The following is a 22708-nucleotide window of genomic DNA, read 5'->3' as shown; positions in this document are numbered from 1 at the left end:
CACCGCATCGCGAGCAGGCTCGCTCCCACAGACACGAGGCACAGTATGCAAATCAAACTCGCCAACCCCCGTGGCTTCTGCGCCGGCGTGGACCGGGCGATCGAAATCGTCAACCGCGCCCTGGAAGTCTTCGGGCCGCCGATCTATGTGCGCCACGAAGTGGTCCACAACAAATTCGTCGTCGAAGACCTGCGCAGTCGCGGGGCCATTTTCGTCGAGGAACTGGATCAGGTGCCGGACGATGTCATCGTGATCTTCAGTGCCCATGGGGTTTCCCAGGCGGTGCGTACCGAAGCGGCTGGTCGTGGCCTGAAGGTGTTCGACGCGACCTGCCCGTTGGTGACCAAGGTCCATATCGAAGTGGCGCGCTACAGCCGCGACGGTCGCGAATGCATCCTGATCGGCCACGAAGGGCATCCGGAAGTCGAAGGCACCATGGGGCAGTACGACGCCAGTAACGGCGGTGCGATCTACCTGGTCGAAGACGAGGAGGACGTGGCAGCCTTGCAAGTGCGTAACCCGGAAAAACTCGCCTTCGTCACCCAGACCACCTTGTCCATGGACGATACCAGCCGGGTGATCGATGCGCTGCGTTCGCGTTTCCCGGCCATTGGCGGGCCGCGCAAGGACGACATCTGCTACGCCACCCAGAATCGTCAGGACGCGGTCAAGCAACTGGCTGACGAGTGCGACGTCGTGCTGGTAGTCGGTAGCCCGAACAGCTCCAACTCCAATCGCCTGCGTGAGCTGGCCGAACGCATGGGAACGCCGGCCTACCTGATCGACGGTGCCGAGGACATGCAACGCAGCTGGTTCGACGGCATCGAGCACATCGGCATTACCGCAGGTGCTTCTGCGCCGGAGGTCCTGGTGCGCGGTGTGATCCAGCAATTGCAGGCCTGGGGTGCCATCGGTGCCGATGAACTGGCCGGCCGGGAGGAAAACATCACGTTTTCCATGCCCAAGGAACTACGCGTCCGCTCCCTGCTTTAAGCTCTTTTTGCACAGGGCCTGCTCGCTCTCCTCGCTGCGCAGGCTGACGCGGCCGGTGGGTGACAGCACCAATTGATGATGGCTGACTGGCTGATGCCGGGCGCACACGTGCAAAGTGCCCGCCTGAAAGGCACCGCTGGGCAGCAGCGCCGCACCATGGCCGGCGAACGTCACCCGGTGCTTCACCGGCCAGTTACCCACCACCCGGGCGCGATTGCTGCGCTGTTCCAGCAGTGTCCGGTCATCGTCTTCCAATCTGATTTGCCACCCCTGGCTCCAATCGTTGTCTATCCCTTGAATGGTCACTGTGCGGTTGCGCGTGATGGCTTCGCTGCGGGCACTGCGCAAACCGCTGGCCAACCGTTGCGCGGTGTCGTTGCGTTCAGTGGATTCCACAAGCGCTTTGAAACTTGAACTGGCCCACGGCAGAACAATTGCGGCAATCGCCAGTCCCATGAGCAGTTCGATCAGGCTGAAACCCTGTTGGGGCATGCAATCTCCTCCCTGGAGAGTGTGGGGCGGTCCTTGAGGACTTGGGGACCTCACTGTGGCGAGGGGATTTATCCCCGCTGGGGTGCGAAGCAGCCCCAAAAACAGTCAACACAATCTGTCCGATACACCGAGGTATCAGGATTTAGGGCTGCTGCGCACCCCAGCGGGGATAAATCCCCTCGCCACAGGGGGCACTGCCCTGAATGAACTGCATCAAGCACGCGCCAATGGTTTGTTCTAGCGTTACACAAGCAGGTATAGCCGACGGCAACGGAGGGCATCGATGGATCTTCGTACAAAAGGTTTCACGCTGATCGAGGTGTTGGTAGCCCTTGGCGTACTGCTGATCCTCATCACCATGGCGGTGCCGGCATTCACCGGTTCGATGCAGGCCACCAAGGCGGATACCGAGGTCGGCGATCTGCGTCGGGCCCTGAACTTTGCCCGCATGGAAGCGATCGACCGGGGTATCACCACGCGCATTCGCCCCACCGCTCAGGGCAGCATCTGGAGCGGCGAACTGACGGTGTATGACGGTACTGGCAATCTGGCCAATGTATTGCGGGTTGTTCCTGCGATGAGCAGTGGTGCGACTCTGACGCTAACCTCAGACGTGACCAACATTGATTTCAACAACCTGGGTGGGTTGTCGGCACCGGCCACACCGGTGAGCTTCAATTATGTGCGGGGCTCGCAGAGCAGGACGCTTAGCGTTTGCCTCAATGGACGAATCGTATTGGGTGGAAGTTGCGGATGAAGGGTTGCAGTAAAAGGCCACAGGAGGGCATGACACTCATCGAAGTGCTGGTGGCCGTGCTGATTCTCGGTGTGGGTTTGCTGGGTGCGGCGATGATCCAGCTCAATGCCCTGAAGTACACCGACAGCTCGCGCATGACCAGCCAGGCCAGCTTCATCGCCTACGACATGCTGGACCGCATCCGCGCCAACTCCGGCGCCGACTACACCGTGACGCCGCCCAGCTCACCCAACCTCAATGTGACCCGGGACCAGGACCTCTACGATTTCAAGACCAATATCGTCAGCTTCGGTGGTGCCACGGCTACCGGGACCATTGCGCTGAACCAGCGGGTCTACACCATCACCATTTCCTGGGACGATGCCCGGGCCGCCAACACCACCAATGCGGCCGATGCACGGCGCAGTTTCGTGCTGACCAGCCGCGCCGCCGTCGATCCGGTAGGAACGCCATGAACAAGCGCTGCCGGGGCTTTGGCCTGATCGAGTTGATGATCGCCCTGGTCATCAGTCTTATCGTGGTCCTGGGGGTGGTGCAGATCTTCATCGCCGCGAAGAACACCTACATCAGCCAGAGTGCGGCGGCGGTGATGCAGGAGGACGCCCGCTTTGCCCTGAGCAAGATGGTCCAGGAGATTCGCATGGTGGGGATGTTCGGTTGCCTGGGCAGCATTACCGACGCGTCTTCTGCCGGGGACTTCAATGCCAGTCAGATCACGCCGATCCGCTGGGACAACGCCAACCAGAAAATGACCCTGGTGACGACGGATGTGGGCAACAGTGGCGGCGTGCCAACCTGGACGGTCCTGTCCGATTGCCGTACCACCGCCACAGCCTACACCGGCGCGCGGGCTCCCGCGGCCGGGCAACTGGCGTTTCCGGTACGCCGGCTGATCTACAGCTTCAGCAACAACCAGTTGTCGATGGGTACCGGGGCCGGCAATCCGACCCTGGCGGTGCTGGTGGACAACGTCCGCACGTTCGACGTGACCTTCGGCGTAGCCGGCAGCTCGACGGACATCGCGGCCTCGAGCTACAGCAGCAACCCGTCTGATCCGGCACTGATCCGCAGCGTGCGCCTGACCCTGACACTCTTCGATCCGAGGAACAACGTGCACGACCAGACCTTCAACGTGGTTGCCGCCCTGCGCAACCGGCTCTTGTGAGGGGCGATTGATGAGATCGAGATCCTTCGGACATCGTCAGCGTGGCATGGCATTGCTGGTCAGCCTGGTCTTCCTGCTGTTGCTCACGCTGATCGGCCTGTCATCGATGCAAAGCGCCACCCTCCAGGAAAAGATGACCAGCAGCGTCATGCTGCGCAACCAGTCGTTCCAGATGGCCGAGGCGGCGCTGAGGATGGGCGAGAACGCCGTGCAGGTCGAAACCTACTCGCTGGCGGTCTGCAACACCGCAACCCAGTGCGCGCCACCGCTGGAATCCGCCACGCTGAAGGCGGCAGGGTACTATTCATCGTCGGGAGTCACCTGGGTTGCCGCCGCCGGTGGGTTTTATGGGGTGCAGAACATCGGTACCACGCTTGCGGCGGTCAATGTGCCAAACGGTATCTCGGCGACGCTGTACCGGATCACGGCGGTGGCGGTGGTAGGAGACAACCAGCGCAGCGTGGTGGAGAGCATCTATGCGAAATACTGAGGCTCGCCATGGCTGGCGGCAGGCGCTGTGGGGGGTATTGCTCAGCCTTTACCTGACTGCCCCGGTCTATGGGTTCACGCCTTCGGATTCGCCGTTGTTGAGCGCGGCGGCGGTGACACCGAACGTGATGTTGTTGATCGATGATTCGGGGAGTATGAACAATATTATCTGGGCGGCGGGGTTTGATCCGGCGATCAGCCGTCCACAGATCGCTAGGTGCACCGATGATAGAGGTTGCACAAGTCGAGCTTGGCTGGATATGGATGACGGCAATATTCTGCTAGCGAACCTGTTTCGTGGCGGCTGCTCGAAGGCCGGCAACTGGTTCGGTTTTTATCAAAGCAATTTTGGACAGGTCTGTTTGAGACTTCCCGATCCCGTAGGTAACGCAAATACTCGTTACACGGCTAAATACCTGTCTTATCTTGTGACGATATCGAATGGCGCGGACCGGGACTTCACGACCGGTTCAATCCCTAATGACTACCGAATCAACGTAGCCCGGAATGTCTCCAACGACCTGGTCAGCAGCAATCGCGCCTTGCGTATCGGCCTTGCCACCTTCAACCCGCCCAACAGCGGCAACTCCGGCCCGGGAGGCTATATCGCCCGCTCCGTCAGCGACCTGTCGCCCGTGGCCGGCAGCGTCACCCAGACCCAGGCCAATTCCAACTACACCTCCTTGATAAATGCCATCAACGGCCTGGGCGCGGTCGCGAATACACCGCTGGCCGAGAGCTATTACGAAGTCACCCGCTATTTCCGGGGAATGGCGCCGTACTACAACGGCACGCCCAGCACTTATACCAGCCCGATCCAGTACCGCTGCCAGAAAAACTTCGGCGTAGTGATCACCGACGGCTTGCCCACCTATGACCGGACGTTCCCCTCTGACGACCCGCAGGCCAACGCCAGTGGCGGCCCCCGCCTGCCAAACTGGGACGGCATCAGCAGCAACGACGGCGACAACCCCAATGGTGATGGCGAAGGTGACACGCTGTACCTGGACGACATCGCCAAATTCGCCTTCGACATCGACATGCGCTCCTCCGGCACCGATGCCACCGGCAAAAGCTGGAACACGACGGATTTTCCCCGGCAGTACCTCAATACCTACACCGTCGGTTTCACCGCGAACAACCCAATGTTGTCCGACGCCGCTCGCTACGGCACCGGCAAGTATTACCAGGCGACCGATAGCGAAGGCCTGAGCTCGGCGCTGACATCGGCGCTGAGCGACATCACTTCCAAGGCCGGTTCGGGAGGCGGTGGCACCACCAACGGTGCCACGCTGTCCAGCACGTCCAGCTTCTACCAGACCACCTACGATCCCAAGGACTGGCGCGGGACCATCCGGGCGTTCGGCTTCACTTCGGCAGGCACGGTCAACAGGGCTGCGGTGCAGTGGACCACCGACACCGCCATTGTCCCCGGTGCCACGGCGCCGCTTTATCAATCGTGGAACACCGCGACCAATGCGCCGGTGACCCTGGCTTACGGCAACTTTTCAGCCGCCCAGCAAACCACTCTCAGCCAGAACCTGCCTACGGGGATCACCGGCAACGACCTGGTGGAGTGGAGCAAAGGCACCAACAAAACCGGCTTGAAGGTGCGCAGTGTGTTGCTGGGGGACATCATCAACTCGCCGCTGGTGCTGGCCTCGCCCAATGACCAGACCGCCGCGGACCTGCTGAACGACACCAGCTACAGCACCTACCTGGCGACCAAGGCGGCGGCCATGAACACCAGCCTCGTGGTGAATGCCAATGACGGTTTCTTCAGCGTCATCAACGCGGCCAACGGTACGCGGCGTTACGCCTATATGCCTTCGAGCGTGTTGCCAGGGCTGGGTAACATCGCTGATATCAACTACGTCAACGGCGTGAGCCACAAATTTCTGGTGGATGGTCAGGTTGGCGTATTCGATACGCAATCGGGCAGTGCCTGGAAGACGGTGGCGGTGGGCGGGACCGGGGCCGGCGGCAGGAGTTTCTTTGCGGTGCAACTGTTCGATGCGGCCGCCGGCAATACGCTTCGGGCACTGTGGGAGATCAGCGCGCCGACCGTGGCCAACACCGCCAATGTCTTCAATGACCTGGGTTACGCCTATGCCCGACCCGAAGTCGCCCGGTTGGCGGACGGTCGCTGGGCGGCGTTCATCTCCAATGGCTACGGCAGTAACAGCGGCGTGGCGGCGTTGTATGTGGTGGATATCCGTGACGGTTCGCTGATTCGTAAAATCGTCATCAACAGCAGCGATACCGATAACGGCTTGTCCTCGGTCAAGCTTCGGGTCAACTCCCAGAATGTGGTGCAGGCTGCCTACGGTGGCGATTTGAAAGGGCGGATGTGGAAGTTCGACCTCAGCGGCACCTCCCCGACCAGCTGGGGGCTGGCGTTTGCCGGGCAGCCCTTGTTCACGGCATCTGGCGGGGCGACCCAGCCCATCACCGTTCAACCCTTGCTGGCGGATAATCCCCAGGGTGGGGTCCAGGTTTTTTTCGGTACCGGTAAATTCAACGAGGCAACGGACAAGCTCAACAAGGACCTGCAGGGGTTCTACTCGATCTGGGACGCCACCGGTGGCGCCGGGCAGATCACGGTGTCGAGCCTGCAGGCTCAATCGATTACCGGCGTATTCTCGGGCAGCACGGGGCAGTTCGTGACCACCAGCCAGACCGACGTGACTTACCCGGCGAAAAAAGGCTGGTACCTGCCCCTGGTGTATAACAACGCGCTGACCGGGGAGCGGGTGATCAACCCGGCCAACCTGGTGCTTGGGCGTGTGGTCTTCACCACGGCCGCCGTGGACACCACTGACCCCTGCGCCAGCTTCGGGACCGGCAAGCTGATCGAAGTGGATGCGTTCAGCGGTAAGATGCTCAACTATGCGGTGCTCGATACCAATGGTGACGGCAAGCTCAGCAACCTCGATACGATCTCGGCCGGGGTGGTGTTCACCGGTGGTATCCCGACCTTGAGTGCCGTCGTCAGTGCCAACGGAGCCACCAACATGGTCGTGAACGACTCCGGGGGTGGTATCACCGACCTGCTGAGCAAATCAGTTGGCGGCAGCCGTCGCGTCATGTGGCGACAAATACAGTGAGGGATAAGGGCATGCGCAGAACCAACCGGGGTTTCACCTTGATCGAAATCATGATCGTGATCGCGATCATCGGTATCGTGATCACCGTCGGCTACCCGAGCCTGACCGAATACATGAAAAAAGGCCGGCGTACTGAAATTGCCGGGCTGTTGTCGGAGCAGGCGCAGATTCTCGAGCGCTACTATTCGAAGAACAGCTCCTATAAGGACGCAACCGGGCTGAGCAACGGGAACGATTTCTATACCATCAACCGGACGCTGGCGGACCAGAGCTTTACCCTGACCGCGGTACGCAAAAGTGGCTCATCCATGGCGACGGACAAGTGCGGTGATTTCACCCTCAACAACACGGGGGCGCGTGGCATGATCAACGCCGCTTCCGGGCTGACCACCAAGGATTGCTGGGGTCGCTGAGCCTCCTATTTCGGGCGCTGTGTCGCGCCCTCCAGTCTTATGAGTCGAATCAATACATGACCAGGCAACAGCAAGTGGTGATCGTCGGCGGCGGAGTCATTGGCCTGCTGACGGCGTTCAATCTGGCGTCCGAAGGGCAACGCGTGGTGCTGCTGGAGCGTTCCAGTGTCGGCCAGGAGTCGTCCTGGGCCGGTGGCGGCATCGTTTCGCCGTTGTACCCATGGCGCTACAGCCCGGCGGTCACGGCGCTGGCGCATTGGTCACAGGATTTCTATCCACAGTTGGGCCAACGTTTGTTCGCGGCCACGGGTATTGATCCGCAGGTGCATATCACTGGGCTGTATTGGCTGGACCTGGACGATCAGGACGAAGCGCTGGCCTGGGCCGCGCGGGAAGGGCGGCCGATGCGAACCGTGGATATCTCGGCGGTCCACGATGCGGTGCCGGTACTGGGTACCGGATTCTCCCGGGCGATCTACATGGCTGACGTGGCGAATGTGCGCAATCCCCGGTTGGTGAAGTCCCTCAAGGCTGCGTTGCTGGCGCTGCCCGAGGTCACGCTTCATGAACAATGCGAGGTCAGTGGTTTCATCCGCGACGGCGGGCGCGTCGTGGGGGTGAACAGCTCGGCCGGGGCGATTCGTGGCGATCAGGTAGTGCTGGCTGCAGGGGCCTGGAGCGGGGAGTTGCTCAAGACCCTGGGTCTGAACTTGCCGGTGGAGCCGGTCAAGGGCCAGATGATCCTGTACAAGTGCGCATCGGACTTCCTGTCGAGCATGGTCCTGGCCAAGGGACGTTATGCGATTCCGCGGCGTGATGGGCATATCCTAGTGGGCAGTACCCTGGAACGCGAGGGATTCGACAAGACCCCGACCGACGCGGCGCTGGAGAGTCTGAAGGCCTCGGCGCAGCAATTGATTCCTGCGCTGGCCGAGGCTGAGGTGGTCGGGCATTGGGCCGGGCTGCGGCCTGGATCGCCGGCGGGCGTTCCTTATATTGGCGAGGTGCCGGGGTTTGCGGGGCTGTGGTTGAATTGCGGGCATTATCGCAATGGGTTGGTGTTGGCACCGGCGTCGTGTCAGTTGTTTGCGGATGTGATGCTGGGGCGTGAGCCGGTGATTGATCCTGCGCCGTATTCGCCGGCGGGGCGGATGTAGGATCTTGCGGTGTACTCCGATCCAATTGTGGGAGCGAGCCTGCTCGCGATGGCGGTCTTACTGGGTACATATCCATTGCTGCGGTAACGGCTACTTATGGTTCCGCTCTTACAGCGGGTTACTTTTGGCAGACGCCCCAAAAGTAACCAAAAAGGCTTGGCCCCACCACTCGGCACCTCGCCTAGGCTCGGTGTGCCCTCACTTCGGCCAGCGTGGTTAATGGGGCCCGAAGATCAAAAGCAAAAGCAAAAGCAAAAAAGCGAGCGGGTCTGGTCTTGAGGCTGGCTCCGGTGCCCCCTGTGGGAGCGAGCCTGCTCGCGATGGCGTCGGTTCATGCAGCACTTTTCAAACTGACCCACCGCCATCGCGAGCAGGCTAGCTCCCACGGGGATTGGTGTTGGGTGAGAAGGAACAAGTTGCCGCAGAGTTGTTGTGAGCGAGCTGACAGCCGTTCGAGATTTGTGGGAATGGTCGGACAACGTTCAAGCTGAAGCTGACTTTTCCGACGAGTTTTGGCGGTTGCCGGGTGGGAAGGCTTATCGTTAACCTCTTTCGGTCGCTGCCAATTCAGCGTCCGGGCGTCGCGGCCTGTCTAAAACTTGGTAATCCATTTTCTTGCTGGAGTACCGCAATGAGTGACAAGTCTCAATCACGTTCAGAAACCCATAACACTTCTCCCCGGTCCAGCCTTAACCCAGAAAAGCTCGATGAAGCCGCCAAGCGCGCCCTCGACTATTACCTGGCCCCTCCACCTGAAGTCAAAAAGAAACCAGCCTCAAGCCAGTTATTCACCGTCATGGAAGGCATAGACGCCGAATGCCTCCTCGCCAACCTGAGCGAAACCCTGGCATCAGCCAACGCAACGCTCAGCGACCTGGCCTTCGAGCTTGATGGTTCGCGTCGGCATGTGGCCCTGGGTGTTCAGCAACTGATCGAGCTGAGCGAATTGCTGGCCAATCGGGTGTTGGATGAGCGGGTGCCGGTGACGGCGGATTAGGAACTGATCAGTAGAACTGGCGGTTGTGGCGAGGGGATTTATCCCCGCTGGGCTGCGTAGCAGCCCTGAATCCTTACACCTCGGTGTATCAGGCAGATTGTATCGACTGTCTTAGGGCCGCTACGCAGCCCAGCGGGGATGAATCCCCTCGCCACAGGGCCGGTCTGAGCCGAGCCATTGGTGGTGGCTCCCTCAATCCAACCCCAATTTCTTCAACCGATACCGCATTGACCGAAATGACAGCTTCAATCGCTGCGCTGCGGCGGTGCGGTTCCAGCGGGTTTCCTCCAGGGCCTGGAGGATGACCTTGCGTTCGACGTCCTCCAGATAGTCTTCCAGGTTGTCGACCCGCATCAACTCGGGGTTGGTGGTGTCGGTGATGCCATTGCTTTCGGCCAGGCGCAGGTCGTCGGCTTCGATCTGTTGGTGTTCGCAGAGGGTGTAGGCCCGTTCGAGCATGTTCTCCAGCTCTCGCACGTTGCCGGGGAAGCGGTAGTTTCGAAGGGCCTCGAGGGCTTGGGGATGGAGTCTGGCGGCGGGGTTGCCGGTGCTGGTCGCCAGGCGCTGGAGCATGTGGTTGGCCAACGGTTCGATGTCTTCGCGACGCTCGCGCAGGGACGGTACGCGGAGTTCTATGACGTTCAGTCGATAGTACAGATCCTGGCGAAAGCGTCCGGCGGCGACTTCGCCGTCCAGATCCTTATGGGTGGCACAGAGGATGCGGACATCCACCACTTCCTCCTGCTGGCCGCCAACGGCGCGCACGGCCTTTTCCTGGATCGCTCGCAGCAGCTTGACCTGCATCGCCAGGGGCAGGTCAGCCACTTCATCGAGGAACAGGGTGCCACCGTGGGCGGCCTGGAACAGACCGGGCTTGTCCTCGATGGCACCGCTGAAGCTGCCTTTTCGATGGCCAAAAAACTCGCTTTCCATCAGTTCTGTCGGAATGGCTCCACAGTTGACCGGCACAAAGCCCTGACTGGAGCGGGGTCCTTGTTCGTGGATCAGCCGTGCCACCAGTTCCTTGCCACAGCCGGACTCCCCGCTGATGTAAACCGGCGCCTGGCTGCGGGCCAGCTTTTCGATCTGTTTGCGCACGCCGCGCATCGGCGGGGAGTCGCCCAACAGGCAGCGATCGATGGTGGTCGGGACGGTGGCCGGCGGCAGGCGCAGGGCGCTGGTCACCAGTTCCCGCAGACGACCCAGGTCGACCGGTTTGGTCAGGAAGTCAAAAGCCCCGGCCTTGAGGGCGTCGATGGCGGTTTCCAGGCTGCCATAGGCGGTGATCATCGCCACCGGCAGTTGCGGGAAGCGCTGTTGGATGTGCTGCACCAGTTCCAGGCCGGTACCGTCGGGCAGGCGCATGTCGGTCAGGCACAGGTCGAAGGCTTCGTCCGCCAGCAGGGATCGGGCCTCGGCAAGGTTCCTGGCGCTGCGGGTATCGAGTTTCATCCTGCCCAGGGTGATGTCCAGGAGTTCGCGGATGTCCGGTTCGTCATCGACGATCAGGATCCGTTGCCGTGAGCGCGTATTCAAATCTGTTTCCGTCCGTGAGCAAAAGTAATGCGAAAGCAGCCGCCGCCTTGGCGTGGTTTGAAGTCTAGGCGCGCCTGGTTGCTTTCGCACAGCTCACGGGACAGATAGAGACCAAGGCCGGTGCCCTGGTTGCTGGTGGTGAAGAACGGCTCGAACAGATGCACCTGCTGGTCCGGTGTCACGCCGGGGCCGTTGTCGATGATGTCCAGCGTGGGGAGATGGCTGTAGGGATCGACGAACAGTTCCAGCCAGGCCTCGGCCCGCTCATGGGCCTCGGCGCTGTGGCGCCAGGCGTTGCGCAGCAGGTTGTCGAGCACCTGGGTCAATTGATCGGGGTCCATGAGCGTGGTGAAGTCGCCCGGGGCGATGCTCAGATGCAATTGCTGGTGCGCGGCCATGCTTTCGCGGGCTTGTTGGACAAACTGCTCGAGCCAGGTCCGCAGATCCAGGCGCTGAGGCGCGGTTTGCTGGCGCCGGGACAGTTGCAGGACGTTTTCAATGACGCGATTCATTCGTTGGGAGTGGTCTTGAATAATCTGCGTCAGACGCCGGTCGGCGTCGTTCAGTTCCTCGGACTCGCGCAGTAATTGCGCCGCATGGCTGATTGCCCCCAGGGGGTTGCGGATTTCATGGGCGATGCCGGCGGTGAGGCGCCCCAGCGAGGCGAGTTTCAGCTGCTGGGCATGTTGGGCGACCTGGGCCAGATCTTCGAGGAACACCAGGATTTGATGCTGTTCGTTATGCCCCAGGGCGATGAAGCTCGGTTGCAGGGTCAGGCCCGTGCCGGGGATGGACAGGCTGGGTGGGCGCAGGCTGGGGTTGTTCAGCCACACGTTCAGACTGTCGACGAGTGCGGTGGAGTCGTTGTCGATTGGCTGGCCGACCAGGTCGTGCCTGCCCAACAGGTTCAAAGCGCTTTCGTTGGCCAATTGCACCCGGTGTTGGCGATCAAGCACCAGAATGCCGGTGCGCATGCGTTGCAGGATCAAGGCGTTGAGGGTTTCAAGGCTGGTCACTTCGCTGGCCCGCTGCTCGGCGAGGGTTTCGCTGGCTTCCAGTCGCCTGGTCAGGCCTTGTACCAGCAGCGCAGCGGCGAAGCACAGCGCTCCCAGGGTACCGGCCTGCAAATAACTGCCGGGAGGGTTCGAGTCGTGCAGGCCAAGGAAGAAACTCGACCCGACGATGCCGATCGTGGCGACGGCCGCGATCAACAGGCCGATTCGGCCGCGCAGCAGCGTATTGCCAATGGCCACCGAAACAATGAGCAGATTGCCAATGGCACTGGGGGCACCGCCTGCCGCGAAGAACAGCCATGACAGCAGCAACACATCGGTCAGGGCCAGGCCAAACAGCCGGGCAGGGCTTCGGGTGTTTTCAAGGAACACCACCAGCAGGATGTTCAGCACCAGGTACAACCAGCTGCCACTGCGCAGCAGGTCGTCGTTGGCGAACTCCAGCAGGCGGTTGTCCATGTTGCTGGAGATCAGCAGCACCAGGGTGATGCCGATGCTCAAGCGGTACAGGTGATAGAGACGCAGCAGGCGCTGCGTCTGTCTGACGCGAGGGCTTGAAGCCTCAGTGGTCACGTGGGCCCGGGCCTTGCTCGAGGTGAGCCTGGCTGCAGTACCACTGTTGTTGGAGGGGAAGCGCCCGGTCACGCGGCAGGTGCACGCCACAATGGGCGCAGCGAACCATGGGTGGCGCGTCCTGTTCCCGGGATGATTGCGCCGCGGACGCCTTGGGCTTCACGTTGCGAAATATCCATATGGCGGAGGCAACTACGGCGAACAAGATTATTAGACGAAGCATGATAGGCGGCTTTCTGGCGAGAGATGAGGCAGTTTAGCCAAGGACTGGAGTTGCGCACAGATGAATAGGATCCAGGTACAAAAAAGGGAGACCGTCGGGTCTCCCTTTTTGCAGATGCCTTGTGTTCAGTCGAACAGGCCGAAGGTCATGTAGCTGAACCAGGAGCGGTCGCTGGAGTTGTTCCCAGACTCCGGTTCTTCGATCACGTCGCCATTCTCATCCTTTGGCTTGAGCTCGTTCGGAATGGCTTCCTTGGCATCCTGGAACTGACGCTGTACGTCCTGGTTGGCGCGGGTTTCGCCCGGCGGCAGGGGTGGACGGGATTCGATCAGGCCCAGGGTCGCCTTGCTCAGCCATGAACGGTTGTCGGCTTCTGCAACGCTTGGGGTGAACTGGCCATCGACCAGGGAAGGGTGGTCCGGGTAGTTCAGCTTGAGGGTTTCAAGGCTGCTGGCCGCCAGGTCGTCCAGGTGCAGACGTTGGTATGCCTCGGTCATGACTGCCAGGCCGTCGCCCACCGAAGGGGTTTCCTGGAAGTTCTCCACCACGTAGCGACCACGGTTGGCGGCGGCTACATAGGCCTGACGGGTGAGGTAGTAGTTGGCTACGTGGATCTCGTAGGAGGCCAGCAGGTTGCGCAGGTAGATCATGCGCTGCTTGGCATCCGGCGAGTAGCGGCTGTTGGGGAAGCGGCTGGTCAGCTGGGCGAACTCGTTGTACGAGTCGCGCGCGGCGCCCGGGTCACGCTTGGTCATGTCCAGCGGCAGGAAGCGCGCGAGGAGGCCGACGTCCTGGTCGAAAGACGTCAGGCCCTTGAGGTAATAGGCGTAATCGACGTTCGGATGCTGCGGATGCAGACGAATGAAGCGTTCGGCGGCAGATTTCGCAGCCTCCGGCTCGGCGTTCTTGTAGTTGGCGTAGATCAGCTCCAGCTGGGCCTGGTCGGCATAGCGACCGAACGGGTACCGCGACTCCAGGGCCTTGAGTTTGGCGGTGGCGCTGGTGTAGCTGTTGTTGTCCAAGTCCTTCTGCGCCTGTTGGTACAGTTCGACTTCGCTCAGGTTTTCGTCTACGACTTCCTTCGACGAGCAAGCAGCAGTCAATGCGAGGATGGCGATCAGCAGCAGGTGTTTCACTTGCATGGCGGCTTGCGTCCCTATGACGGCCGCTGTCTTGGGCGGGGCCGTCCTGTTATGATGAGCGCCCCGTTGAAAGCCTCGGGGCAAAAGACGCCGTATTTAACCACAAGCGCGCAGCCGAAACCAAAGGCTGTGCCGACGCCCAGTCCGAGCATGTCCGATAAAATAGAACTTCGCGCAGAGGTGCCGTCCGAATTGGGCGGCCAACGCCTCGATCAAGTCGCCGCCCAACTCTTCACCGAGCATTCGCGCTCGCGCCTTTCCGCCTGGATCAAGGACGGCCGCCTGACGGTAGATGGGGCGGTCATCCGCCCGCGCGACATCGTCCATGGTGGCGCCATCCTCGAACTGACCGCCGAGCAGGAAGCCCAGGGTGAATGGGTTGCCCAGGACATTGCCCTGGATATCGTCTATGAAGACGACGATATCCTGGTGATCAACAAGCCTGCGGGCCTGGTGGTGCATCCGGCCGCCGGTCACGCCGACGGCACCCTGCTCAATGCCTTGCTGCACCACGTGCCGGATATCATCAATGTGCCCCGGGCCGGCATCGTGCACCGTCTCGACAAGGACACCACCGGTCTGATGGTGGTGGCCAAGACCATCCAGGCGCAGACCCAACTGGTCGCACAACTGCAAAGCCGCAGTGTCAGCCGCATCTATGAATGCATCGTGATCGGCGTAGTGACCGCTGGCGGCAAGATCAATGCACCCATCGGCCGTCACGGCCAGCAGCGCCAGCGCATGGCGGTGATGGAAGGTGGCAAGCCGGCAGTGAGCCATTACCGCGTGCTCGAACGCTTCCGCTCCCACACCCATGTGCGGGTCAAGCTGGAAACCGGTCGTACTCACCAGATCCGCGTGCACATGGCCCACATCAACTTCCCGCTGGTGGGCGACCCTGCCTATGGCGGCCGCTTCCGTATTCCGCCGGCCGCCAGCGTGACCATGGTCGAGTCCCTGAAGCATTTCCCGCGTCAGGCGCTGCATGCGCGTTTCCTGGAACTGGATCATCCGACCACCGGTAAGCGGATGAGTTGGGAATCGCCGTTGCCGGATGACTTCGTCTGGCTGCTGACGTTGCTCAAGCAAGACCGCGAGGCATTCGTCGGATGAATGACTGGCTGATACCCGACTGGCCCGCGCCGGCTCGGGTCAAGGCCTGTATCACCACCCGGGCGGGCGGCGTCAGCGTGGCGCCGTTCGACAGCCTCAACCTGGGCGATCATGTCGATGATGACCCTGCGGCCGTCACCGAGAACCGTCGTCGTCTCACCGATCAATTCGCCATTCGTCCCGCCTGGCTGCAGCAGGTCCACGGGATCGCTGTGGTCGAGGCCGACCCGACCCTGGTCGCGGCCGCCGATGCCAGCTGGACCGCCACGCCGGGTATCGCCTGCACGGCGATGACGGCGGACTGCCTGCCTGTGCTGTTCTGTAACCGTGCCGGCACTCACGTCGCGGCTGCCCATGCCGGCTGGCGTGGGCTGGCGAACGGTGTGCTGGAAGCGACCCTCGACAGTCTCCAGGTGCCCGCCGTTGACGTCCTCGCCTGGCTCGGCCCGGCCATCGGCCCGCAAGCATTTGAAGTCGGGCCGGAAGTGCGTGAAGCATTCATCGCGCAACTGCCCCAGTCGGCACAAGCCTTTGTGCCGAGCCACAACGCCGGGAAGTTCCTGGCCGACATCTATGCGCTGGCGCGCCTGCGCCTGGCAGCGCGGGGTGTCTCGGCGGTCTACGGGGGCGGGTTGTGCACCGTGACTGATCCCCGCTTCTTTTCCTACCGTCGCAGCCCGCGTACCGGTCGCTTCGCCTCCCTGGTCTGGATTGAACGCTAGACTTCTCTGATCTGCATCAATAGCGCACTGCTTGAATCTTCCAGAATCGTCCACATCTATAACGGTATCTGGCAGGTTTCTTCATTCAGGATGTTTTTCGGTCCGGCCTGCTCAAAAGGAAGGTGACCTTATGCGTATTGACCGTTTAACCAGCAAATTGCAATTGGCGCTGTCCGATGCCCAGTCCCTGGCCGTCGGCCTGGACCATCCCGGGATCGAACCGGCGCATTTGATGCAGGCCATGCTCGAACAGCAGGGCGGCTCCATCAAGCCTTTGCTGATGCAGGTGGGCTTCGACGTCAACAGCCTGCGAAAAGAGTTGGCGAAGGAACTCGACCAGTTGCCCAAGATCCAGAACCCGACTGGTGACGTGAACATGTCCCAGGATCTGGCGCGGCTGCTCAACCAGGCCGATCGACTGGCCCAGCAGAAGGGTGACCAGTTCATTTCCAGCGAACTGGTGCTGCTCGCCGCCATGGACGAGAGCAGCAAGCTGGGCAAGTTGCTGCTCGGCCAGGGCGTGAGCAAGAAAGCCCTGGAGAATGCCATCAATAACCTGCGTGGTGGCGAAGCCGTCAATGACGCCAACCACGAAGAGTCCCGTCAGTCGCTGGATAAATACACCGTTGACCTGACCAAGCGTGCCGAGGAAGGCAAGCTCGATCCGGTGATCGGCCGCGATGACGAGATCCGTCGCACAATCCAGGTGTTGCAACGCCGCACCAAGAACAACCCGGTGTTGATCGGTGAGCCAGGGGTGGGCAAGACCGCCATTGCCGAGGGCCTGGCCCAGCGGATTATCAACGGTGAAGTACCGGACGGCCTAAAGGGCAAGCGGTTGCTGTCCCTGGACATGGGGGCGCTGATTGCCGGTGCCAAGTATCGGGGCGAATTCGAAGAGCGGCTCAAGGCCCTGCTCAATGAGCTGTCAAAGCAGGAAGGGCAGATCATTCTGTTCATCGACGAATTGCACACCATGGTCGGCGCCGGCAAGGGCGAAGGGTCGATGGACGCCGGCAACATGCTCAAGCCCGCGCTGGCCCGCGGCGAGTTGCATTGCGTCGGCGCGACCACGCTCAACGAGTACCGCCAGTACATAGAGAAGGACGCGGCCCTCGAACGGCGCTTTCAGAAAGTACTGGTGGATGAGCCGAGCGAAGAGGACACCATTGCTATCCTGCGTGGTCTCAAGGAGCGCTATGAAGTTCACCACAAAGTGGCGATCACCGATGGCGCGATCATCGCGGCGGCCAAGCTCAGCCACCGCTACATCACTGACCGCCAGTTGCCGGACAAGGCCATCGACCTGATCGACGAGGCTGCCAGCCGGATCCGCATGGAAATCGACTCCAAGCCGGAAGTGCTGGATCGCCTGGAGCGGCGCCTGATCCAGCTCAAGGTCGAATCCCAGGCCCTGAAGAAAGAAAGCGACGAAGCGGCGAAGAAACGCCTGGAGAGATTGCAGGAAGAAATCGTTCGTCACGAACGCGAGTACTCCGATCTCGAGGAAATCTGGAATTCGGAAAAGGCCGAAGTCCAGGGTTCGGCGCAGATCCAGCAAAAGATCGAACAGTCCCGCCAGGAGCTGGAAGCGGCCCGCCGCAAGGGTGACCTCAACCGCATGGCCGAGCTGCAGTACGGGGTGATCCCGGACCTGGAGCGCAGCCTGCAGATGGTCGACCAGCACGGCAAGAGTGATAACCAGTTGCTGCGCAGCAAGGTCACTGAGGAAGAAATCGCCGAAGTGGTCTCCAAGTGGACCGGTATTCCGGTGTCGAAGATGCTCGAAGGCGAGCGCGACAAGTTGCTTAAGATGGAAAGCCTGCTGCACCAGCGCGTGATTGGCCAGGACGAAGCGGTCGTGGCGGTCGCCAATGCCGTGCGTCGCTCCCGTGCCGGGTTGTCGGACCCGAACCGGCCGAGTGGTTCGTTCATGTTCCTCGGCCCGACCGGTGTCGGTAAAACCGAGCTGTGCAAGGCGCTGGCCGAGTTTCTCTTCGACACCGAGGAGGCGATGGTACGCATCGACATGTCCGAGTTCATGGAGAAACATTCCGTGGCCCGGCTGATCGGTGCCCCGCCTGGTTATGTCGGCTATGAAGAGGGCGGTTATCTGACCGAGGCCGTACGACGCAAGCCGTACTCGGTGATCCTGCTCGATGAGGTCGAGAAGGCCCATCCGGATGTGTTCAACATTCTGCTGCAGGTGTTGGAAGACGGCCGTCTGACCGATAGCCACGGGCGCACGGTAGACTTCCGCAACACCGTGATCGTGATGACTTCCAACCTGGGGTCGGCGCAGATCCAGGAACTGGTGGGGGATCGCGAGGGGCAACGGGCTGCGGTGATGGACGCGATTTCTACGCACTTCCGGCCGGAGTTCATCAACCGGGTCGACGAGGTGGTGATCTTCGAGCCACTGGCTCGCGATCAGATTGCCGGTATCACCGAGATCCAGCTGGGTCGCCTGCGCAGCCGCCTCACCGAGCGCGAGCTGAAGTTGCAACTGAGCGACGAGGCCCTGGATAAGTTGATTGCCGTGGGTTACGACCCGGTCTATGGGGCACGGCCGTTGAAGCGGGCCATCCAGCGCTGGATCGAAAACCCGTTGGCGCAGCTGATCCTGTCGGGTCGCTTCATGCCAGGTGAAACCGTAACCGGAACGGTGGAAAACGACGAAATCGTCTTCAACTGACAGGCTGCACCGTTGTTGACCGACTGGCCTCGCATTGCGAGGCCATTTTTTTCATCAGGCCGTTGAACTCAAAGGAAAAGGCTTGTAAAGTGCGCCCCGCAGTCAGTCACCCCTAGGGTCACTTCTCCCTGAGAAGGAATCCAAAATAAGTTGCAAATCATTGTCTTGAAAGCAATTTAAGGGGTTGACAGAGGTTTTTAAGATTGTAGAATAGCGCGCCTCAGACACACGAACGCAGCGATGCAAACGGGTAGAAGAGGTTGAAGCTGGATTCAATCAAGCTTCAAGGTTGCAACTTGAAATATCAGTTCCGTGATAGCTCAGTCGGTAGAGCAAATGACTGTTAATCATTGGGTCCCAGGTTCGAGTCCTGGTCACGGAGCCATTTCAATCGGGGTATAGCGCAGTCCGGTAGCGCGCCTGCTTTGGGAGCAGGATGTCAGGAGTTCGAATCCCCTTACCCCGACCATATTTGGGTCGTTAGCTCAGTTGGTAGAGCAGTTGGCTTTTAACCAATTGGTCGTAGGTTCGAATCCCACACGACCCACCATTTTTGAGACCAGTTCGCTGGAATCGAATCTTAAGATCAGAGGCCAAAAGCGCTGATCGAGGAAGGCGACTTGCAAAGGTCGCCTTTTTATTACCGGGGTATAGCGCAGTCCGGTAGCGCGCCTGCTTTGGGAGCAGGATGTCAGGAGTTCGAATCCCCTTACCCCGACCATACTGAAAATCCTCGTATCGAAAGATACGGGGATTTTTTTTGTCTGCGCGAAATGCCGCAAGTCTTAAGTTATCGTACAACTAGCCGATAGCCCACCGACAGGGGCATGGCCCCATCTCAGGCCAATAACAAAAAAGGCGCCCGTTATGTTTCTTCGTCAACTGAATATCGCCCCTCGTGCGGCGCTGGGTTTTGCCTTGATCGCCGTGCTGGTGGCACTGCTGGGGGTGTTTGCGCTGGGGCAGATGTCGAGTATTCGCGACAGTGAGGTCGCGGTGGAAACCCAGTGGCTACCGAGCATTCGCGGCGGTGACGAGATTCGCGAGTGGATGCTGCGCATTCGAACCATCTCCCTGCGCATGGCCCTGGACCAAGACCCCAAGAACATCTCGGTCTACCGTGGGCAAATGGATGTCCGTGACAAGGAACTGAGCGAAAAAATCGCCAGTTACGAAAAGCTCGTCGTGACCCCTGAAGGCAAAGCGCTCTACGACCAGTTCAAGCAGACGTTTGCCGCCTACCGCGCAGGTATCGCGCAATCCTTCATCCTCGCGGAGCAGGGGCGCCGCGACGAACTGATCAAATTGCTGCTGGTGGACATGAAAACCGTCGTGGACGGTTCCGGCAAGCAACTCAATGACCTGGCGGAGCTGTTTTCCAAACAGGTGTCCATCGAGAGCCAGAAATCTCAGGAGCATTACGCCAGTTCCCGGATGATCGTCAGCCTGTTCATCGTCTTGGCCGCCCTGGCTACCGTCGTCCTGGCGATGTTGTTGACGCGCAGCATCGTCAAACCCCTGGGTGAAGCGCTGAGCGCCGCGGAAAGCGTGGCTGTAGGTGACCTGACCCGGCCGATCGAGACCCATGGCAATGACGAAGTGAGCCGCTTGCTCAAGGCCTTGGCGACCATGCAGAAAAACCTGCGCGATACGCTGCAGAGCATCAGTGGTTCGGCGGCGCAGCTGGCAACGGCAGCCGATGAGCTGAACGCCGTCACCCTCGACAGCACCCAGAGCCTGCAACAGCAGAACAACGAAATTGACCAGGCCGCCACGGCCGTCACCGAAATGACCACTGCCGTAGAGGAAGTGGCGCGCAACGCAGTTTCCACCTCCGACGCCACGCGTCAGTCCAGTGAGTCGGCATCCCTCGGACAGCAGCGGGTCAGCGACACGGTTGACGCGATTGGCGCCCTCGCCAGTGACGTGCAGGTGACGGGTGGGTTGGTGCAATCCTTGGCCAACCAGTCGCAGGATATCGGCAAGGTCCTGGACGTGATCCGGGCCATTGCCGAGCAAACCAATTTGCTGGCTCTCAACGCGGCCATTGAGGCGGCCCGGGCCGGCGAAAGCGGTCGAGGGTTTGCGGTGGTGGCTGATGAAGTGCGGGCGCTGGCTTACCGCACGCAGCAATCGACCCAGGAAATCGAACAGATGGTCCAGGGCATGCGCAGCGGCGCCACCCAGGCCCTGGATTCCATGCAGGCCAGCTCGGCCCGCGCTGCCAGCACCCTGGCGATGGCGGAACGGGCGGGCGAGGCATTGCAGACCATCACCGCGTCGGTCAGCGAAATCCACGAGCGCAACCTGGTGATCGCCAGCGCGGCCGAAGAGCAGGCACAGGTGGCCCGCGAGGTTGATCGCAACCTGGTGAACATCCGTGATCTGTCGGTGCGCTCGGCCACTGGCGCAGACCAGACCAGCGCGTCCAGCCATGAACTGTCGCAACTGGCGAACTCGTTGCGCACGATGGTGCAGCGGTTTCAGGTTTGAGTGCAGGAGGAGACTTGCGTCGACTGCACCGCCGTCTTCGCGGGCAAGCCACGCTCCCACATGGGATTCGGGGTGGATGCAGCATTTGTATACATCATCAAACCCTGTGGGACCCGGGCTCGCCCTAATGCCAGTCAGTTAAGGATCAAACGACGCAACACCTGTGGGAGTGAAGCTTGCTCCCACAGGTTTGTGGCTTAACTGACTGCATTAGCGCTTGCCCGCTCCCGCATTGGGTCTGGGTGTATGCGGTATCCGCCTACGCCACCAGACCCTGTGGGAGCGAGCCTGCTCGCGAAAACGGTGTTTCAGGCAACGACTGTTGTTCAGTGCAATTTGAGCCGCGGCTCGGTCCCGCGTCCGATCTTGCTGCCCAGCATCAACATGGCCGTACGGAACATTCCATACAACGCCATCTGGTGCATGCGGTACAGCGACACGTAGAACATCCGCGCCAGCCAGCCTTCGAGCATCACGCTGCCGGTGAGATTACCCATCAGGTTGCCCACCGCCGAGAACCTCGACAGCGAGATCAGCGAGCCGTAGTCGGTGTACTTGTAATGCGGCAACGCCTTGCCTTCGATCCGCAGCTTCAAAGACTTGGCCAACAGCGATGCCTGCTGGTGCGCCGCCTGGGCGCGGGGCGGTACGTTGCGATCGCTGCCCGGTTGCGGGCAGGCGGCGCAGTCACCGAAGGCGAAGATGTTCTCGTCACAGGTGGTCTGCAGGGTCGGCAGTACGTGCAACTGGTTGATCCGGTTGGTTTCCAGCCCGTCAATGTCCTTGAGGAATTCCGGTGCGCGAATCCCGGCGGCCCAGACTTTCAGGCTGGCGTCGATCACTTTGCCATCGACGGTGATCAGGCTGTCGGCCGTCACCTGGCCGACCGCGGCGTTGGTCATGACATTGACCCCGAGCTTTTCCAGGGTCTTGTGTACGGGCCCGCCGATACGCTCCGGCAATGCCGGCAGCACCCGTGGCCCGGCTTCGATCAGGGTGATGTGCATGTTTTCCGGCTTGATCCGGTCCAGCCCATAAGCCGCCAGCTCATGGGCGGCGTTATGCAGCTCGGCCGCCAGTTCGACGCCGGTGGCACCGGCACCGACGATGGCGACGCTGATCCGCTCCACGGCATCGGTCTGGCCGGCGTGGGCGCGCAGGTAATGGTTGAGCAATTGCTGATGGAAGCGCTCGGCCTGTTTGCGGGTATCGAGGAACAGGCAATGTTGCGCTGCGCCCTCGGTGCCGAAGTCATTGGTGGTGCTGCCGACGGCAATCACCAGGGTATCGTAGCCCAGCACCCGGGCCGGCAGCAGTTCCACGCCGGCTTCGTCATAGGTGGCGGCCAGTTGGATACTTTTTCGTTCGCGGTCCAGGCCGCTCATGCGCCCGAGCTGGAACTCGAAGTGGTTCCATTTCGCCTGGGCGACGTAGTTGAGTTCGTCTTCGGAGGAATTCAGGGAGCCGGCCGCGACTTCGTGCAGCAGGGGTTTCCAGATGTGGGTCAGGTTCGCGTCGACCAGCATCACGCTGGCCGTGCCACGCTTGCCCAGGGTCTTACCCAGACGGGTAGCCAACTCCAGGCCGCCGGCGCCGCCGCCAACGATGACAATACGATGAGTCATGGG

General features: G+C 61.0%; 19 protein-coding genes and 4 tRNA genes. 17 read left to right on the top strand and 6 right to left on the bottom strand.

The window, feature by feature from the left end; all coding sequences use genetic code 11:
- The first annotated feature begins 45 nt into the window (after window positions 1-45).
- The gene (gene ispH, locus QZH45_RS25870; RefSeq protein WP_024781117.1) at window positions 46-993 is read left to right on the top strand and encodes a 4-hydroxy-3-methylbut-2-enyl diphosphate reductase; all 948 of its coding nucleotides are present in this window, start codon (window positions 46-48) and stop codon (window positions 991-993) included.
- Here ispH and QZH45_RS25865 read toward each other — a convergent pair.
- Window positions 970-1485 carry a GspH/FimT family pseudopilin gene (locus QZH45_RS25865; RefSeq protein ID WP_024781118.1) on the bottom strand — a complete coding sequence of 172 codons (516 nt, stop codon included), beginning with the start codon at window positions 1483-1485 and terminating at the stop codon, window positions 970-972. The two genes, ispH and QZH45_RS25865, sit on opposite strands and share 24 nt — an antisense overlap.
- Window positions 1486-1768: 283 nt before the next feature.
- On the opposite strand from QZH45_RS25865, the gene QZH45_RS25860 reads away from it, so the two are divergent.
- From QZH45_RS25860 to QZH45_RS25825, 8 genes are all read left to right on the top strand, one after another.
- On the top strand, window positions 1769-2242 hold the full coding sequence (locus QZH45_RS25860; RefSeq protein ID WP_055135759.1) for a GspH/FimT family pseudopilin: 474 nt from the start codon (window positions 1769-1771) through the stop codon (window positions 2240-2242).
- The gene (gene pilV / locus QZH45_RS25855; protein WP_024781120.1) at window positions 2239-2697 is read left to right on the top strand and encodes a type IV pilus modification protein PilV; all 459 of its coding nucleotides are present in this window, start codon (window positions 2239-2241) and stop codon (window positions 2695-2697) included. The genes QZH45_RS25860 and pilV overlap by 4 nt, the downstream gene beginning before the upstream one ends.
- Window positions 2694-3407 (top strand): PilW family protein, encoded by a 714-nt coding sequence (locus QZH45_RS25850; protein ID WP_053192142.1) that lies wholly within the window; start codon window positions 2694-2696, stop codon window positions 3405-3407. The genes pilV and QZH45_RS25850 overlap by 4 nt, the downstream gene beginning before the upstream one ends.
- Before the next feature lie 10 nt (window positions 3408-3417).
- The gene (locus tag QZH45_RS25845) at window positions 3418-3897 is read left to right on the top strand and encodes a pilus assembly PilX family protein (protein WP_055135758.1); all 480 of its coding nucleotides are present in this window, start codon (window positions 3418-3420) and stop codon (window positions 3895-3897) included.
- Window positions 3884-7003, top strand: a complete 3120-nt coding sequence (locus tag QZH45_RS25840; RefSeq protein WP_053192137.1) for a pilus assembly protein — start codon at window positions 3884-3886, stop codon at window positions 7001-7003. Before QZH45_RS25845 ends, QZH45_RS25840 begins: the two co-directional genes overlap by 14 nt.
- Before the next feature lie 11 nt (window positions 7004-7014).
- Window positions 7015-7416: a type IV pilin protein gene (locus tag QZH45_RS25835; RefSeq protein ID WP_024781124.1), complete on the top strand. Its 402-nt coding sequence runs from the start codon at window positions 7015-7017 to the stop codon at window positions 7414-7416.
- 56 nt (window positions 7417-7472) lie between these two features.
- Window positions 7473-8573 (top strand): glycine oxidase ThiO, encoded by a 1101-nt coding sequence (gene thiO / locus QZH45_RS25830; protein WP_024781125.1) that lies wholly within the window; start codon window positions 7473-7475, stop codon window positions 8571-8573.
- A 631-nt stretch (window positions 8574-9204) separates the two neighbouring features.
- On the top strand, window positions 9205-9570 hold the full coding sequence (locus tag QZH45_RS25825; protein ID WP_055135757.1) for a DUF6124 family protein: 366 nt from the start codon (window positions 9205-9207) through the stop codon (window positions 9568-9570).
- Between the two features lie 192 nt (window positions 9571-9762).
- Here the strand turns inward: QZH45_RS25825 and QZH45_RS25820 are convergent, their stop codons facing one another.
- The 4 genes from QZH45_RS25820 to QZH45_RS25805 form a co-directional block, all read right to left on the bottom strand.
- Window positions 9763-11106: a sigma-54-dependent transcriptional regulator gene (locus tag QZH45_RS25820; RefSeq protein WP_053192135.1), complete on the bottom strand. Its 1344-nt coding sequence runs from the start codon at window positions 11104-11106 to the stop codon at window positions 9763-9765.
- A complete protein-coding gene (locus QZH45_RS25815) occupies window positions 11103-12692 on the bottom strand; it encodes a two-component system sensor histidine kinase NtrB (RefSeq protein WP_024780731.1) in 1590 nt (529 codons plus the stop codon). The genes QZH45_RS25820 and QZH45_RS25815 overlap by 4 nt, the downstream gene beginning before the upstream one ends.
- The gene (locus QZH45_RS25810) at window positions 12682-12915 is read right to left on the bottom strand and encodes a PP0621 family protein (RefSeq protein ID WP_080686285.1); all 234 of its coding nucleotides are present in this window, start codon (window positions 12913-12915) and stop codon (window positions 12682-12684) included. The genes QZH45_RS25815 and QZH45_RS25810 overlap by 11 nt, the downstream gene beginning before the upstream one ends.
- Before the next feature lie 125 nt (window positions 12916-13040).
- The gene (locus QZH45_RS25805) at window positions 13041-14057 is read right to left on the bottom strand and encodes an outer membrane protein assembly factor BamD (RefSeq protein WP_055135756.1); all 1017 of its coding nucleotides are present in this window, start codon (window positions 14055-14057) and stop codon (window positions 13041-13043) included.
- A gap of 150 nt (window positions 14058-14207) precedes the next feature.
- Here QZH45_RS25805 and rluD point away from each other — a divergent pair, with 150 nt between their 5' ends.
- The 8 genes from rluD to QZH45_RS25765 all read left to right on the top strand — a co-directional run bounded on the left by rluD (window position 14208) and on the right by QZH45_RS25765 (window position 21080).
- Window positions 14208-15170: a 23S rRNA pseudouridine(1911/1915/1917) synthase RluD gene (gene rluD / locus QZH45_RS25800; RefSeq protein ID WP_024780729.1), complete on the top strand. Its 963-nt coding sequence runs from the start codon at window positions 14208-14210 to the stop codon at window positions 15168-15170.
- Window positions 15167-15892: a peptidoglycan editing factor PgeF gene (pgeF, locus tag QZH45_RS25795; RefSeq protein ID WP_055135755.1), complete on the top strand. Its 726-nt coding sequence runs from the start codon at window positions 15167-15169 to the stop codon at window positions 15890-15892. The genes rluD and pgeF overlap by 4 nt, the downstream gene beginning before the upstream one ends.
- A 130-nt stretch (window positions 15893-16022) precedes the next feature.
- A complete protein-coding gene (clpB, locus tag QZH45_RS25790; protein WP_069018331.1) occupies window positions 16023-18587 on the top strand; it encodes an ATP-dependent chaperone ClpB in 2565 nt (854 codons plus the stop codon).
- Between the two features lie 309 nt (window positions 18588-18896).
- A tRNA-Asn gene (locus tag QZH45_RS25785) sits at window positions 18897-18972 on the top strand.
- A 7-nt stretch (window positions 18973-18979) separates the two neighbouring features.
- Window positions 18980-19056: transfer RNA gene (locus QZH45_RS25780), tRNA-Pro, on the top strand.
- Between the two features lie 5 nt (window positions 19057-19061).
- Window positions 19062-19137: transfer RNA gene (locus QZH45_RS25775), tRNA-Lys, on the top strand.
- Window positions 19138-19231: 94 nt separating this feature from the next.
- Window positions 19232-19308 (top strand) — tRNA-Pro (locus QZH45_RS25770).
- Between the two features lie 146 nt (window positions 19309-19454).
- Window positions 19455-21080: a methyl-accepting chemotaxis protein gene (locus QZH45_RS25765; RefSeq protein WP_069018330.1), complete on the top strand. Its 1626-nt coding sequence runs from the start codon at window positions 19455-19457 to the stop codon at window positions 21078-21080.
- A gap of 326 nt (window positions 21081-21406) precedes the next feature.
- Here QZH45_RS25765 and QZH45_RS25760 read toward each other — a convergent pair whose 3' ends face one another.
- Window positions 21407-22705 carry an NAD(P)/FAD-dependent oxidoreductase gene (locus QZH45_RS25760; RefSeq protein ID WP_053192131.1) on the bottom strand — a complete coding sequence of 433 codons (1299 nt, stop codon included), beginning with the start codon at window positions 22703-22705 and terminating at the stop codon, window positions 21407-21409.
- Window positions 22706-22708 lie beyond the last annotated feature (3 nt).

This window comes from Pseudomonas corrugata (assembly GCF_050920615.1).
GTDB lineage: Bacteria > Pseudomonadota > Gammaproteobacteria > Pseudomonadales > Pseudomonadaceae > Aquipseudomonas > Aquipseudomonas corrugata.
Note: the sequence above shows the minus strand (reverse complement) of the source record. Positions and strands in the feature narration are given on the sequence as shown.

Excerpts from the sequence above, each read along its gene's own strand:
- ispH (WP_024781117.1), top strand. The coding sequence starts at position 46 with ATGCAAATCAAACTCGCCAACCCCCGTGGCTTCTGCGCCGGCGTGGAC.
- QZH45_RS25865 (WP_024781118.1), bottom strand. The coding sequence starts at position 1,485 with ATGCCCCAACAGGGTTTCAGCCTGATCGAACTGCTCATGGGACTGGCG.
- QZH45_RS25860 (WP_055135759.1), top strand. The coding sequence starts at position 1,769 with ATGGATCTTCGTACAAAAGGTTTCACGCTGATCGAGGTGTTGGTAGCC.
- pilV (WP_024781120.1), top strand. The coding sequence starts at position 2,239 with ATGAAGGGTTGCAGTAAAAGGCCACAGGAGGGCATGACACTCATCGAA.
- QZH45_RS25850 (WP_053192142.1), top strand. The coding sequence starts at position 2,694 with ATGAACAAGCGCTGCCGGGGCTTTGGCCTGATCGAGTTGATGATCGCC.
- QZH45_RS25845 (WP_055135758.1), top strand. The coding sequence starts at position 3,418 with ATGAGATCGAGATCCTTCGGACATCGTCAGCGTGGCATGGCATTGCTG.
- QZH45_RS25840 (WP_053192137.1), top strand. The coding sequence starts at position 3,884 with ATGCGAAATACTGAGGCTCGCCATGGCTGGCGGCAGGCGCTGTGGGGG.
- QZH45_RS25835 (WP_024781124.1), top strand. The coding sequence starts at position 7,015 with ATGCGCAGAACCAACCGGGGTTTCACCTTGATCGAAATCATGATCGTG.
- thiO (WP_024781125.1), top strand. The coding sequence starts at position 7,473 with ATGACCAGGCAACAGCAAGTGGTGATCGTCGGCGGCGGAGTCATTGGC.
- QZH45_RS25825 (WP_055135757.1), top strand. The coding sequence starts at position 9,205 with ATGAGTGACAAGTCTCAATCACGTTCAGAAACCCATAACACTTCTCCC.
- QZH45_RS25810 (WP_080686285.1), bottom strand. The coding sequence starts at position 12,915 with ATGCTTCGTCTAATAATCTTGTTCGCCGTAGTTGCCTCCGCCATATGG.
- QZH45_RS25805 (WP_055135756.1), bottom strand. The coding sequence starts at position 14,057 with ATGCAAGTGAAACACCTGCTGCTGATCGCCATCCTCGCATTGACTGCT.
- rluD (WP_024780729.1), top strand. The coding sequence starts at position 14,208 with ATGTCCGATAAAATAGAACTTCGCGCAGAGGTGCCGTCCGAATTGGGC.
- pgeF (WP_055135755.1), top strand. The coding sequence starts at position 15,167 with ATGAATGACTGGCTGATACCCGACTGGCCCGCGCCGGCTCGGGTCAAG.
- clpB (WP_069018331.1), top strand. The coding sequence starts at position 16,023 with ATGCGTATTGACCGTTTAACCAGCAAATTGCAATTGGCGCTGTCCGAT.
- QZH45_RS25765 (WP_069018330.1), top strand. The coding sequence starts at position 19,455 with ATGTTTCTTCGTCAACTGAATATCGCCCCTCGTGCGGCGCTGGGTTTT.
- QZH45_RS25760 (WP_053192131.1), bottom strand. The coding sequence starts at position 22,705 with ATGACTCATCGTATTGTCATCGTTGGCGGCGGCGCCGGCGGCCTGGAG.